Here is a 12,556-nt window from a genome sequence, read left to right on the forward strand (position 1 = left end):
GGAACACGGTGCCGGCGATGCCAGCAACGATGACGACGGCGGCCAGCACGGCCAGGCCGTTGATGGAACGGAGCGGCTTCTCTTTCATGACGGCACTTCCTTGAGGGTCTGGACCGAAAGATATCAAATTGATATCAGTCTGCAAGTGCCGTCCGTCGGCAGGCAGGGGGCGACCGGCTAGAATGCCCACCCGCCTTCACCTCCACGCTGGAACGCCGCCATGTCCGCATTTGGAACCCCGTTGTCCCCCTCTGCCACCCGCGTCCTGCTGTTGGGATCGGGCGAACTTGGCAAGGAAGTGGCCATCGAACTGCAGCGCCTGGGCGTGGAAGTGATCGCCGCCGACCGTTACGCCGACGCGCCGGCGATGCAGGTGGCGCACCGCGCGCACGTGATCGACATGCTGGATGCGATGGCCCTGCGCGAGCTGATCGCGTTGGAAAAACCGCACCTGGTGGTGCCGGAGATCGAGGCCATCCACACCGAGACGCTGGTCCAGCTGGAGCAGGAACAGGGGCTGCGCGTGGTGCCCACCGCGCGCGCTGCGCGGCTGACCATGGACCGCGAAGGCATCCGCCGGCTGGCGGCGGAAACGCTGGGCCTGCCGACCTCGCCGTATCGTTTCGTGGACACCGAAGCGGAGTACACCGCCGCCGTGCAGGCGATCGGCCTGCCGTGCGTGGTCAAGCCGGTGATGTCTTCTTCGGGCAAGGGCCAGAGCACGCTGCGCAGCGAAGCTGACATCGCCCCGGCCTGGGCGTATGCGCAGACCGGGGGACGCGCTGGTGCTGGACGCTGCATCGTCGAGGGCTTCATCGATTTCGATTACGAAATCACCCTGCTGACCGTGCGGCATGCGGGCGGTACGTCGTTCTGCGCGCCGATCGGCCACCTGCAGAAGGACGGCGATTACCGCGAAAGCTGGCAGCCACAGGCGATGTCCGCCGCGGCGCTGGCGCGCGCCGAGGAGATTTCCCGGGCCATCACCGATGACCTCGGCGGCTGGGGACTGTTCGGCGTGGAGTTGTTCGTGAAGGGCGACGAGGTGTGGTTCAGCGAAGTCTCGCCGCGCCCGCATGACACCGGCCTGGTGACCCTGGTATCGCAGGAACTGAGCGAGTTCGCACTGCATGCGCGCGCGATCCTCGGCCTGCCGATCCCGGTGATCCGCCAGGGCGGAGCGAGTGCATCGTGCGCGCTGCTGGCCCACGGCGAAGGCGTGCCGTACTTCACCGATGTCGCCGCCGCGCTACAGGTCCCGGACACCGCCGTGCGCCTGTTCGGCAAGCCCAGCGTGCACGGCCACCGTCGCGTTGGCGTTACCTTGGCGCGGGCCGACAGCACCGACCAGGCCCGCGCGATCGCCCGTGATGCCGCCGCCGCCATCGGCGTCACCCTGAAGCCCTGACTTACTTCACGTCGGCCCAGACCAGGTGGTGGTCGCTGCCGTCGGCGATCTTCGCCTCGTCCGTGCCTTCGGCCGGCCAGAACACGCCGCCGCCGGCGTAGGCGAAGCCGACCGAGGGCAGCACGTAGTCCAGCCGCATCGTGCCGGATTTCGGGCCGAAATCGCCGGTGGCGTGCTGCGGGGCGCCGCGACGGGTGATGCCCTTGGCGGCGTAGGCCAGGCCGGTCTGCTCGCCGCCGATGCTGGACGGGGTGGCATGGCGCAGCACGCGCGGGTTTTCGATCAGTTCCAGGATGCCTTCGTGGCGGCCATCGCCATCCACCGGGTCATTGTTGAGGTCGCCCAGGATCACGAAGCGGGCGTCCTGCGCCAGACCGCCACAGCGCTGCTTGTCGTCGCACAGCCAAGGCTTTTCACCGGCTGACAGATACTCCTGCCACAGCTTCAGTTCGTCGTGGTTGCGCGCGGCGTTGCGCTTTTCCGGGCCGTCGAACACCGGCGGGGTAGGGTGGGATACCAGCGCGTGCACCACCCCCGACGGCGTGCGCACCGGCACGTCCCAGTGCGACTTGGACGACAACCGCAGCTGCGACCACACCGCATCGGAATAGAAGCTCTTGCCGGTGCGCGGGTCGATCGGGCGGATCGCGCCGGGCAGGGTGTTCCACTTCAGCAGCTGGAAGCTGCGCACCTGGGCTTCGTCGATCGGATAGCGCGACAGCACCAGCATGCCGTACTGGCCCGGGTGCAGACCGTAGCCCCACGCGTCGTTGCCACGGGCGCGGCCCTCGCCGCCTACTTCGCCGTTGTTGTCCAGGTCCAGCCCGCTTTGCACGCCGGTGTTGACCGGGGCGAGATAGCGGTAGGCGAAGTTCAGCGGCTCGCCGCCACCGGGCTGGGCCACGGCCAGGTAACGCTGCTGGAACAGATCAGCGGCGCGGTGCGCGTCGTCGTAGTCGAATTCGTTGAGCAGCACCAGGTCCGGGCGCACCTGCTGCAGCACCGCGGCGATCTTGCGCGCATGCGCGCTGTCGCCTTCCAGTTCGGCGATCAGCCCGCCGGCCTGGTCGGAGTAGAGGGAGGTGTTGTAGGTGGCCAGGCGCAGAGCGGTGGAGGCATCAGGCATCGCGGCGGCACGCTCGGGGGTCTGGGCGCAGGCGCTGCACAGCAGGGCCACGGCGACGGTCAGGGCGGGGAGGCTGAAGGCTGGAATTTTCATGGCCGGTATTGTGCACCGGCGCCTGTGTCAGCGGCTTGTCAGCGTCCGGCCAGTTCGCCATCGAATTCGTTCCAGCGGCGGCCGTCGTAGGCTTCCAGCGGGCGGAACCGGCGCTTGTAATCCATCTTCAGGTGGTCGCGGATCCAGTAGCCCAGATACAGGTGGGGCAGGGATTCGCGCTGCGCCCAGGCCACCTGCTGCAGGATGGCGAAGGTGCCCAGCCCGCGCTGTGCATGGTCCGGATCGAAGAAGGTGTAGACCGCCGACAGGCCCTGCTCGGTCACGTCGGTCACCGCCACGCCGATCAGTTCGCCTGGCCCACCCTGCGGCGGCGGCAGGCGGATTTCCAGGAAACGCGTGCGCGACCAGCTGCCGATCAGGAACTGCTCGAACTCGTGCGGCCCGTGGGTGTCCATGCCGCCGTTGGCATGCCGATGGGCCAGGTAACGGTGGTACAGCGCGAACAGTTCCTCACGCGGGGCAGCGGCGGTGATGCGCACTTCCAGGTCGGCGTTGCGCGCCACGCTGCGGCGCTGGCTGCGGTCCGGGGCGAAGCGCTGCACGGGTATGCGCACCGCCACGCAGGCGTGGCATTGGGCGCAATGCGGGCGGTAGACCAGGTCGCCGCTGCGGCGGAAGCCCCAGCTGAGCGCCATCGGGTACAGGCCGCCCAGGCGGCGGTCATGCGGGTCCAGCACCAGATCGCGCGCGGTCCGCTCCGGCCAGTAGCCGCAGGGGTGCTCGCCGGTCTGGAACAGCCTCAGGTCGTCGTCGCGGTCGCCGTGTATCGCCATGTCCACAGCATAGCGTCCGGCTGTCGCAGTGGCCGCGACTGTCTGCCAAATGAACACGGGCGGGGCCGACGTCAACCGTGGCCGCGTCCACGCGTTGTTGTCCTTCGAGGGTGATTGAAAAACACCCCGTCCCCTTCTACTGGAGTGACCCCATGACCCTGCGTACCCCCCTGCTGCTGGCCCTGCTGCTGAGCACCTCCGCCACCGGTATCGCTCTGGCTGCCGACGCGCCGCGGTCGCCGCAGCGCCCGGTCAAGCTGGACACCAACAACGATGGTTTCATCGATCGCACTGAAGCCGCCGCCGCGCCGCGCCTGGCCGCACGCTTCGACCAGATGGACACCAACAAGGACGGCAAGCTGTCCGGCGAAGAACGGCCGCGCGGCAAGCACGGGCATCGCGGTCCGGGGCGTGGCCATGCCGAGCAGCTGGCCCGGCTGGACAGCAACAAGGACGGTCGCATCAGCCGCCAGGAGGCCGCTGCCGATCCGCGGCTGGCCGGACGCTTCGACCAGATGGACATCAACAAGGACGGCTACCTGGACAAGGCCGACCGCGAGCTGCGCATGAAGCAGCATCGTGATGCCTGGTTCACCGCGGCGGACAGCAACAAGGATGGCCAGCTGAGCAAGGCCGAGTTCGATGCGGCCAAGGGCCCGATGCGTGGCCCGCGCCATGGGGGCCACGGGCCGCAGGGTCCGGCGCGGCCGTCGCAGGACTGACGGCCAGCGGCCCATGGAAGATTGACGGCCAGCGGCCGTCACTACCGGGTTTCGAGTGCGGTGACGGCCTCTGGTCGTCACCGCTTTGGATTACAGCGCGCCGTTTCTCCACAACAGCCAGCCCACCATGAGCATTGCCGCCAAGGCCGCGCCGATCATGCCGTGCTTGCCGTACAGCGCTTCGTATTTCCAGTTGCGTTGACCCTGCAGGCCGCGCCGCTCGGCATCGCGGTCGATCAGCGGCTGCATGATCCGCCGCAGCGGCACCAGGCACTGCCAGCAGACCAGCGACAGGCCCACGGACAGGGCGAACAGGCCCACCCACGTCGGCAGCGCCAGCAGTGACAGCACCAGTACCGTTACGCAGACCACCAGCGCGGTGAAGGTGTTGAGGTGCACGAAGCGCCGGATCCGCGCGCGTTCCTGCGGCGATTCCGCGAACGACATCAGGTAGCGGCCGCCCAGGTAGCTGAAGACCGTCCCGCCGACCACCGCGCCGATCATCGCGCCCACGTTGACGTGGTCGACGAAGCCCGGAAACTGGCCCGCCGCGGCGGTCAGCGACCCCATCGCCGTTCCCGCCGAGGCACTGGCACCGCCCAGGCCGAGCTTGCTGCCGCCGACGCCCACGCCGGTGCCCAAGGCCACGATCGCCGCGCTGGCAGTTCCCGGAGCGGCCACCATCAGCATCGACACCACCGTGGTGGCGAACGCTGCACCGGGCGCGCTGCTGCGCGCGAACTCGCCGAAACGCTGCAGAAGGCCTTCGCGCACCATGCCACGGGCGCGGGAAAGGCGCTTGCGCACGGCCGCATCGCTGAGCCCGAGCAGGCTGGCGACGTGCTGGGAACGCTGGCCTTCGCGGTAGTACAGCAGCAGCACTTCGCGGCTCTCTTCGGGCAGCGCGGAGATGATGTCCTCGGCGGCGACTTCTTCTTCGATGCGCAGCAGGCGGTCGGCCGCGCCAGGGGCGGGATCGGCAGCCATGTTGATCGCCAGCTCCGCTGCTTCGCCCGAAAGCGGCCGACCGCGCTGGCTGCGCAGCCAGTCGCGGGCCAGGTTGCGGGTGATCTGGCGCAGCCACGGCATGAAGCTGGAGGGATTGCGCAGCTGGCGCAGCTGCTGCCATGCGCGCACGAACGCTTCCTGCGCGATGTCTTCGCTGGCGTGGCGGTCGCGGGTGATGGCCAGGGCGATGGCGGTCACCGTGTTCTGGCAGGCCACCACGATGCGCCCGTATGCATGCTGGCAGCCATCGGCCGCGGCAGGCAGCTCGCGGTGCAGGGTGTCATCGAGGCTGGCGGCTGTTGCGGTCATGGGCGGCGCTCCTGCGGGGATTGTGTCCCAAGACGGAGCGCCGCGCAGTATGTGACCGGTGGTCGTGACGACCGCAACCAACTGGTGGGCGACGACCGCAACCAACTGGTGGGTGACGACCGTTGGTCGTCACGGCTCTGGAGACCACTGCAACAGCGTGACGACCAACGGTCGTCACCCACCGGGGCAGGCGGTCGTCACCCACCGGAGCAGGCGGTCGTCACCCACCGGAGCAGGCGCAGGCACCGGACGGCCAGCGGCCGTCAGTACCGGCTCAGGGTTGCGGCGTGGAGGGCTGGATGCGCACGCGGACTTCTTCTTCCTCAACCGGCGCGGCCGGTGCGGCGGGCTGCTGTTGCGGAGCAGGAGCGGCCGGCTGCTTTGCGCCGCGATGGCCCATCCCGATGAACAACGCCACGCCGGCGATCACCACCAGCAAGGCGATGCGGATGCGCCAGGCCCAGCCGCGGCCCGTGGGCGGTGCCTCGGTTTCGCGGAAGGCGAACTCGGCGGTCGGGTGGTCGCGGCGGGTGGTGTCGAGCAGCCGCGCATCACGCAGGATCTCGCGCGCACGAGGCTGGTCGTCCGCACGCACCACCCATACCGTGGGGTGGCGGATGTTCTTGCTCTGGTCGAGATAGCTGAACTGCCCGCGCCGCTTGGTGTGGTACGTGCGCCCATCGGTCACGCGCACTTCGATGTCGTGGCTGCGCAGCAGTTCGGCCACGCCTTCCACGGTTTCCACGCGCTGGCTGCTGAAAATCTGTCTCATGGCGCGTTCCTCAGTCCTTGGCCGGCACGGCAGCAGCGGCGGCGCTGTCAGGCACCACGCGGATCAAGCCTTCCTGCGCGGTGCTGGCCACCAGGCGACCGTGGCGGTCGAAGAACTGTCCACGTGCCAGGCCACGCGAATCCTGGGCGCTCGGGCTGTCCAGCGCATACAGCAGCCAGTCGTCGGCACGGAACGGACGGTGGAACCAGATCGCGTGGTCCAGCGATGCCATCTGCACGTGCGGCTGGTAGTAGCTGATGCCGTGCGGGAAGGTCGCCGTGCCCAGCAGATGGAAATCCGAGGCGTAGGCCAACAGCGCCTGGTGCAGTTCCGGTGCATCGCCGACCGGTTCGGTCAGGCGGAACCAGACCTGGTGGTAAGGCGGGCGTTTGGGCGGGTTGAGCTCATCGCGCGGATAGACGTGGCGGAACTCGAACGGGCCGCCCCGCGACAGCCAGCGCTGCACCTTGATCGGCAACCGGTCCAGCACGTCCTGCGGCAGCGGACGGTTGGGTTCCAGGTCTTCCGGCTGAGGTACTTCGGGCATCTTGTGCTGGTGCTCGGCGCCGCTTTCTTCCTGCTGGAAAGAGGCCGCGCAGAAGAAGATCACCTTGCCGTGCTGGATCGCGGTCACCCGGCGTACCGAGAAACTGCCGCCATCGCGGGTGCGGTCCACGTCGTAGACGATGGGGTGGTCGATATTGCCCGCCCGCAGGAAATAAGCGTGCAGCGAGTGCACGTGGCGCCCGTTTTCCACCGTGGCCTGGGCCGCAGCCAGCGCCTGGCCGAGCACCTGCCCGCCGAACACGTACTTGGTGCCGATGTCGCGGCTCTGGCCACGGAACAGGTTGTCTTCCAGCCGCTCCAGGGTGAGCAGGTCGATCAATTCGGAGACGACGGGTTCGTGCGTGTCGTTCAAGGGGGGACAGCCGGTGTCGGGACAGGCCGTGATTATAGCCGGGCGGCCGTGCAGCAGCCCCCGGCAGGTGCCGTCGGCGGTTGCCCGGTGCTCAGCCCTTGCCGAGCCGGGCCACCAGCGCCTGCAGTGCCTGCTGCGCATCCGGCGCATACCAGGCCTCGACGAAGCGATCCAGGCGGATCAGGTCCGGGTGCAGGGCTTCATGCAGGTCCTGGCGGGCGATCGCGCGGGTCAACAGCATCGGCTGGCGTGGCATCTTCAGCAGCCGCTGCAGCCAGGCCACTGCGCGCGCCACGACCAGGTCGCCGTCGGCCAGCTCGTCGACCAGGCCGATCTGCAGGGCCTGCTCGGCCGGCACCATGGCGGCGGTGGTCAGCAGGATCCCGGCGCGGTGCATGCCCACGGCACGGCGCAGCAGGCGCTGGATGCCTTCCGGTGCCACCAGCCCCACCTGCACTTCATTCAGGCCGATGGCGAACGGCTGCGCCGGATCGGTGCTGCGCGCCATCACCCGGTAGTCGCAACACAGCGCCAGCACGCAGCCACCGGCCGGGGCGTGCCCGGTCAGTGCGGCCACCACCGGGATGCGGCTTTCGGCCAGCGTGCGTACCGCGCCGAAGAAGGCGTTCCAGCTGTCCAGCAGGGCGTGCTGATCGTCGCCATGCGACAGCAGGTGGGGCACGTCCATGCCGCCGGTGAATACCCGTTCGTTGCCTGACAGCACCAGTCCGTGCACGTCTTCGGCCATGGCCTGTTCGACGGCGTGGATCAACTGCCGGCAGAGGTCGGTGTCAAGCGCATTGACCGGCGGCCGCGCCAAGCGCAGTTCGCGGATCGGTCCATGGTTGTACACCTCGATGAGCGTGGTCATGCTGCGATCTCTTGCCGGGAGGGAACGTGGTCCGATGATAACCAAACCATGCGTTGGCGTACTGTTCGCGTTGTGTGCAGTGGCAGCATCGGGAGTGGCGCTGGCCGCGCCGGTGGAGTGCCTGCAATTGAAAGACGGATGGGCGCGGTTGCCGCCGAGCGCGGCGATGAAGATGACCGCCGGCTACGGAACGATCCACAACACCTGTGCCACCGCAGTGACGATCATCGGCGCGCGCAGCGCGGTGTTCGGCGATGTGTCGCTGCATGAAACCACGTTGCAGGGCGACGTCAGCCGCATGCAGCACCTGCACCATCTGGTGCTGCCGGCCGGCGCGACGGTAGAGCTGAAGCCGGGTGGCAAGCACCTGATGCTGATGCAGGGCAAGGCCGCGCTGAAGGAAGGGCAGGCGGTGCCGCTGGTGCTGCAGCTGGAAGGCGGTGGTGAAGCGGCCGCGACGCTGCAGGTACGCAAAGCCGCGCGCTGATGCTTCTGCTCCGGTGGGTGACGACCGTTGGTCGTCACGCTCTTGATTGCTGGCCCATACAGAAGCGTGACGACCAACGGTCGTCACCCACCGTGGCAGTCGTCACCCACCATGGCAGTCGCCACCCACCAGGGGCGGCCATCGTCACCTCAGGTGGAGGCGTTGCGTACGGCGTCGGGAAGGGGGGCGCTCCTGCCGGTCTGGGTGTCCATCCACACCACCACTACGTTGCCGTCCGAATACAGGCGCGATTCGTCCTGCTGGTCGACGATCCGGTGGCCGATGGTGACGCTGCTGTTGCCCAGCCGTTCCACGAACAGTTCCACCAGGATGTCGTTGGGCCACACGATCGGCAGCCGGTAATTGACGTTGGTGGCCGCCACCACCGGTGCGATGCGGTCGGTCATCGCCACACCTTCCACGCCCAGCATCCAGCGCACGCGCGCTTCTTCCAGATAGGAAATGTACTTGGCGTTGTTGACGTGGCCCATGCTGTCCATGTCGCGCCAGCGCACGCTGATCGGGATGCGGGCGAGGATCTTGTGCTCGGTGCTCATCAGGCGTCCTTCTTCTTGCGCGTAGCGGTGGTCTTGGTCGCGGTGGACTTGCTGGGGGCGGCGGTGCTCTTGGCCGCGGCGGCCTTCTTCTTCGGCTCCGGCTTCACCTTGCGCGGCGGGCGCGCATCGGGCTTGTTGGCCACCGCCGCCGGCTTGTCAGGGCGCGCGCTGACCGAGGGCAGCATCTTGGCCAGGAACTGGCCGGTGTACGAGGTCGGGCAGGCCGCCACGTCTTCCGGAGTGCCGGTGACCAGGATGGTGCCACCACGATGGCCGCCTTCCGGACCGAGGTCGACGATCCAGTCGGCGGTCTTGATGACATCCAGGTTGTGCTCGATCACCACCACCGTGTTGCCTTCGTCGCGCAGTTTGTGCAGCACGCCCAGCAGCGCTTCGATGTCATGGAAATGCAGGCCGGTGGTCGGCTCGTCCAGGATGTACAGCGTGCGCCCGGTATCGCGGCGCGACAGTTCCTTGGACAGCTTCACGCGCTGCGCTTCACCGCCGGACAGGGTGGTCGCGCTCTGTCCCAGCTTGATGTAGCTCAGGCCCACGTCGACCAGCGTTTCCAGCTTGCGCGCGATGCTCGGCACCGGCTCGAACAGCTTCAGTGCATCTTCGACGGTCATCTGCAGCACGTCGTTGATGTTGTAACCCTTGTACAGGATCTCCAGCGTTTCGCGGTTGTAGCGCTTGCCGTGGCAGACATCGCAGGGCACGTACACATCCGGCAGGAAGTGCATCTCCACCTTGATCAGGCCATCGCCCTGGCAGGCTTCGCAGCGGCCTCCGCGCACGTTGAAGCTGAAGCGGCCCGGCGAATAGCCGCGCGCACGTGCTTCGGGCACCTGGGCGTACAGCTCGCGCAGGGGAGTGAACAGGCCGGTGTAGGTGGCCGGGTTCGAACGCGGGGTACGACCGATCGGCGACTGGTCGATGTCCACCACCTTGTCGAACAGGTCCAGCCCGTCGATTTCCTTGTACGGGGCGATATCGTGCGATGCGCCGTTGATCTCGTTGGCGGCCAGCGAGAACAGCGTGTCGTTGATCAGCGTCGACTTGCCCGAACCGGACACGCCGGTGATGCAGGTCATCAGCCCCGCCGGAATGGCCAGGTCGACGTTCTTCAGGTTGTTGCCGCTGGCCCCGCGCAGGTGCAGGGTCATCTTCGGGTTCGGCTTGTGCCGGCGTGCCGGGATCTCGATCGCACGCTTGCCCGAGAGGTACTGGCCGGTCAGCGAACGCGGCGCGTCCAGGATGTCCTGCAGGCTGCCCTGGCCGACGATCTCACCGCCATGCACGCCTGCGCCCGGACCAATATCCAGCACGTAGTCGGCCAGGCGGATCGCATCTTCGTCATGCTCCACCACGATCACCGTGTTGCCGAGGTCGCGCAGGCGGGTGAGGGTGCCAAGCAGGCGCTCGTTGTCGCGTTGGTGCAGGCCGATGGACGGCTCATCCAGCACGTACATCACGCCGACCAGGCCGGCGCCGATCTGCGATGCCAGGCGGATGCGCTGGGCTTCGCCGCCGGACAGCGTATCGGCCTTGCGCTCCAGGCTGAGGTAATCCAGGCCCACGTCGACCAGGAAGCCCAGCCGCTCGCCGATTTCCTTGACGATCTTGCTGGCGATCTCGCCACGCCAGCCGGGCAGGCTCAGCGTGCTGAAGAACTTCAGTGCTTCGTCGATCGGCATCACCACCAGGTCCGGCAGTGGACGGTCGGCCACGAACACGTTGCGCGCGGCACGGTTCAGGCGCGCGCCCTTGCACTCCGGGCAGCTCTGCTCGCTGATGTACTTGCCCAGTTCTTCCTGCACCGCCGCCGATTCGGTTTCCTTGTAGCGGCGTTCCAGGTTGGGAATGATGCCTTCGAAGCGGTGCTTGCGCTGGGTGCGGCCACCGGCTTCGGTGAAGTAGGTGAAGCTGATGGTTTCATCGCCGCTGCCGTACAGCACGGCCTTCTGTACGCTCGCCGGGAGCGTGTTCCAGGCTGCGTCCACGTCGAACTTGTAGTGCTTGGCCAGCGAGGCGATCAGCTGGAAATAATAGGCATTGCGACGGTCCCAGCCGCGCACCGCACCGGCCGACAGCGGCAGCTCGGGATGCACGACCACGCGCGAGGGATCGAAGAACTCAGCCATGCCCAAGCCATCGCAGCCGGGGCAGGCGCCCATCGGCGCATTGAACGAGAACAGGCGCGGTTCCAGTTCCGGCAGCGAGTAATCGCAGACCGGGCAGGAGTACTTGGAGGAGAACAGCGCAGGCGCCGTTTCCGGGTTGTCCAGCGACTGCACCGAGACCATGCCATCGCCCAGCTTCAGCGCGGTTTCGAAACTCTCGGCCAAGCGCTGCTTGATGTCCTCGCGCGGGCGGAAGCGGTCGATGACTGCTTCGATGGTGTGCTTCTGGCGAAGCGCCAGCGGCGGCACCTCATCGATTTCATACAGCACGCCATCCACGCGCACGCGCACATAACCCTGCGCGCGCATCTGGTCGAACACCTGCGCATGTTCGCCCTTGCGGTCGCGGATCACCGGTGCCAGCAGCATGTAGCGCTGTTCCGGGTCCAGGGTCAGCACGTGGTCGACCATCTGGCTGACGGTCTGCGCTTCCAGCGGATAGCCGTGGTCGGGGCAGCGCGGGGTGCCCACGCGCGCGTACAGCAGGCGCAGGTAGTCGTAGATTTCAGTGATGGTGCCGACGGTCGACCGCGGATTGTGCGAGGTCGACTTCTGCTCGATCGAGATGGCCGGGGACAGGCCTTCGATGTGGTCCAGGTCCGGCTTTTCCATCACGCTGAGGAACTGGCGGGCATAGGCCGACAGCGATTCCACGTAACGGCGTTGGCCCTCGGCGTAGATGGTGTCGAAGGCCAGCGAGGACTTGCCCGAGCCGGACAGGCCGGTGATCACGATCAGCTTGTCACGCGGCAGATCGAGATCGATGTTCTTGAGATTGTGCGTCCGCGCGCCGCGGATGCGGATGAAATCCATCGCCATGGGGGATCCGGTGTTGGGGGCTTGGGCTGGGGCCCGGCCAGCAGGAAGGGCGTCGGGGAGGGCAATCAAGCAGCCTACCGAGCAGACCAGATGGGGGCAATGGGCGACAATGCCAGCCGCCTGTCGCAGCACATGAGACTGACGTACAGGGTGATGAAGGCCTTGTCGCGCCTGGGTTTGCGGGGTGTGGGGAAGGGTTGACCGGGACCGGGTGTGCCGGTACAATTCCGCTCCTGTCTGCCCTCGATGGCAGCAGTCAATAGACCACAATAACTACAAAGGAAGTCTGGTCATGTACGCAGTACTGGTCACCGGCGGTAAGCAATACCGCGTCGCGCAGGGCGAAAAGCTCCGCGTGGAAAAGCTCGAAGTCGAAGTCGGCAGAGAGATAAAGTTCGACAACATCCTGCTGCTCGGCGACAGCGATGGCATCAAGATCGGCGACGCCCTGAGCGGCGGTGCGGTCACTGCCTCCGTCCTGTCCCAGG

12 protein-coding genes are annotated in these 12,556 nt (G+C 67.3%); 4 read left to right on the forward strand and 8 right to left on the reverse strand.

What is annotated here, in order from left to right:
* Nucleotides 1–220: 220 nt before the first annotated feature.
* Entirely contained in the window at nt 221–1,408 is a 1,188-nt protein-coding gene (purT, locus tag ACI2JH_RS11350; RefSeq protein ID WP_182655897.1) for a formate-dependent phosphoribosylglycinamide formyltransferase, read from the forward strand.
* A 1-nt stretch (nt 1,409) separates the two neighbouring features.
* On the opposite strand, the gene ACI2JH_RS11355 is transcribed toward purT, so the two are convergent.
* Both ACI2JH_RS11355 and ACI2JH_RS11360 read right to left on the reverse strand, forming a co-directional pair.
* Nucleotides 1,410–2,627 carry an endonuclease/exonuclease/phosphatase family protein gene (locus ACI2JH_RS11355; protein WP_404736229.1) on the reverse strand — a complete coding sequence of 406 codons (1,218 nt, stop codon included), beginning with the start codon at nt 2,625–2,627 and terminating at the stop codon, nt 1,410–1,412.
* 38 nt (nt 2,628–2,665) lie between these two features.
* Nucleotides 2,666–3,421, reverse strand: a complete 756-nt coding sequence (locus tag ACI2JH_RS11360) for an arginyltransferase (protein ID WP_404736230.1) — start codon at nt 3,419–3,421, stop codon at nt 2,666–2,668.
* A gap of 152 nt (nt 3,422–3,573) precedes the next feature.
* Here ACI2JH_RS11360 and ACI2JH_RS11365 point away from each other — a divergent pair, with 152 nt between their 5' ends.
* A complete protein-coding gene (locus tag ACI2JH_RS11365; RefSeq protein WP_404736231.1) occupies nt 3,574–4,143 on the forward strand; it encodes a hypothetical protein in 570 nt (189 codons plus the stop codon).
* Nucleotides 4,144–4,233: 90 nt separating this feature from the next.
* On the opposite strand, the gene ACI2JH_RS11370 is transcribed toward ACI2JH_RS11365, so the two are convergent.
* The 4 genes from ACI2JH_RS11370 to ACI2JH_RS11385 all read right to left on the reverse strand — a co-directional run bounded on the left by ACI2JH_RS11370 (nt 4,234) and on the right by ACI2JH_RS11385 (nt 8,022).
* On the reverse strand, nt 4,234–5,460 hold the full coding sequence (locus ACI2JH_RS11370) for an RNA polymerase sigma factor (RefSeq protein WP_404736232.1): 1,227 nt from the start codon (nt 5,458–5,460) through the stop codon (nt 4,234–4,236).
* A gap of 274 nt (nt 5,461–5,734) precedes the next feature.
* Complete coding sequence (locus ACI2JH_RS11375; protein ID WP_404736233.1) at nt 5,735–6,232, reverse strand: pathogenicity-like protein; 498 nt, start codon at nt 6,230–6,232, stop codon at nt 5,735–5,737.
* A gap of 10 nt (nt 6,233–6,242) precedes the next feature.
* Nucleotides 6,243–7,151, reverse strand: a complete 909-nt coding sequence (gene tesB, locus ACI2JH_RS11380) for an acyl-CoA thioesterase II (protein WP_042615152.1) — start codon at nt 7,149–7,151, stop codon at nt 6,243–6,245.
* Nucleotides 7,152–7,242: 91 nt separating this feature from the next.
* Nucleotides 7,243–8,022, reverse strand: coding sequence for an enoyl-CoA hydratase/isomerase family protein (locus tag ACI2JH_RS11385; RefSeq protein ID WP_101100208.1), 780 nt, complete (start codon nt 8,020–8,022; stop codon nt 7,243–7,245).
* A 34-nt stretch (nt 8,023–8,056) separates the two neighbouring features.
* Here ACI2JH_RS11385 and ACI2JH_RS11390 point away from each other — a divergent pair, with 34 nt between their 5' ends.
* Nucleotides 8,057–8,509, forward strand: a complete 453-nt coding sequence (locus ACI2JH_RS11390) for a copper chaperone PCu(A)C (RefSeq protein WP_404736234.1) — start codon at nt 8,057–8,059, stop codon at nt 8,507–8,509.
* A 149-nt stretch (nt 8,510–8,658) separates the two neighbouring features.
* Here ACI2JH_RS11390 and ACI2JH_RS11395 read toward each other — a convergent pair whose 3' ends face one another.
* Both ACI2JH_RS11395 and uvrA read right to left on the reverse strand, forming a co-directional pair.
* Nucleotides 8,659–9,066, reverse strand: coding sequence for a thioesterase family protein (locus ACI2JH_RS11395; protein ID WP_343244158.1), 408 nt, complete (start codon nt 9,064–9,066; stop codon nt 8,659–8,661).
* Nucleotides 9,066–12,068, reverse strand: a complete 3,003-nt coding sequence (gene uvrA / locus ACI2JH_RS11400; RefSeq protein ID WP_182655902.1) for an excinuclease ABC subunit UvrA — start codon at nt 12,066–12,068, stop codon at nt 9,066–9,068. Before uvrA ends, ACI2JH_RS11395 begins: the two co-directional genes overlap by 1 nt.
* Nucleotides 12,069–12,360: 292 nt before the next feature.
* On the opposite strand from uvrA, the gene rplU reads away from it, so the two are divergent.
* On the forward strand, nt 12,361–12,556 hold a 196-nt coding region (gene rplU, locus ACI2JH_RS11405), incomplete at its 3' end, for a 50S ribosomal protein L21 (protein WP_404736235.1).

Source organism: Stenotrophomonas sp. NPDC078853, from assembly GCF_044901215.1.
GTDB lineage: Bacteria > Pseudomonadota > Gammaproteobacteria > Xanthomonadales > Xanthomonadaceae > Stenotrophomonas > Stenotrophomonas lacuserhaii.

Coding starts and splice junctions, on each gene's coding strand:
- purT (WP_182655897.1), top strand. CDS start 221: ATGTCCGCATTTGGAACCCCGTTGTCCCCCTCTGCCACCCGCGTCCTG.
- ACI2JH_RS11355 (WP_404736229.1), bottom strand. CDS start 2,627: ATGAAAATTCCAGCCTTCAGCCTCCCCGCCCTGACCGTCGCCGTGGCC.
- ACI2JH_RS11360 (WP_404736230.1), bottom strand. CDS start 3,421: ATGGCGATACACGGCGACCGCGACGACGACCTGAGGCTGTTCCAGACC.
- ACI2JH_RS11365 (WP_404736231.1), top strand. CDS start 3,574: ATGACCCTGCGTACCCCCCTGCTGCTGGCCCTGCTGCTGAGCACCTCC.
- ACI2JH_RS11370 (WP_404736232.1), bottom strand. CDS start 5,460: ATGACCGCAACAGCCGCCAGCCTCGATGACACCCTGCACCGCGAGCTG.
- ACI2JH_RS11375 (WP_404736233.1), bottom strand. CDS start 6,232: ATGAGACAGATTTTCAGCAGCCAGCGCGTGGAAACCGTGGAAGGCGTG.
- ACI2JH_RS11385 (WP_101100208.1), bottom strand. CDS start 8,022: ATGACCACGCTCATCGAGGTGTACAACCATGGACCGATCCGCGAACTG.
- ACI2JH_RS11390 (WP_404736234.1), top strand. CDS start 8,057: ATGATAACCAAACCATGCGTTGGCGTACTGTTCGCGTTGTGTGCAGTG.
- ACI2JH_RS11395 (WP_343244158.1), bottom strand. CDS start 9,066: ATGAGCACCGAGCACAAGATCCTCGCCCGCATCCCGATCAGCGTGCGC.
- uvrA (WP_182655902.1), bottom strand. CDS start 12,068: ATGGCGATGGATTTCATCCGCATCCGCGGCGCGCGGACGCACAATCTC.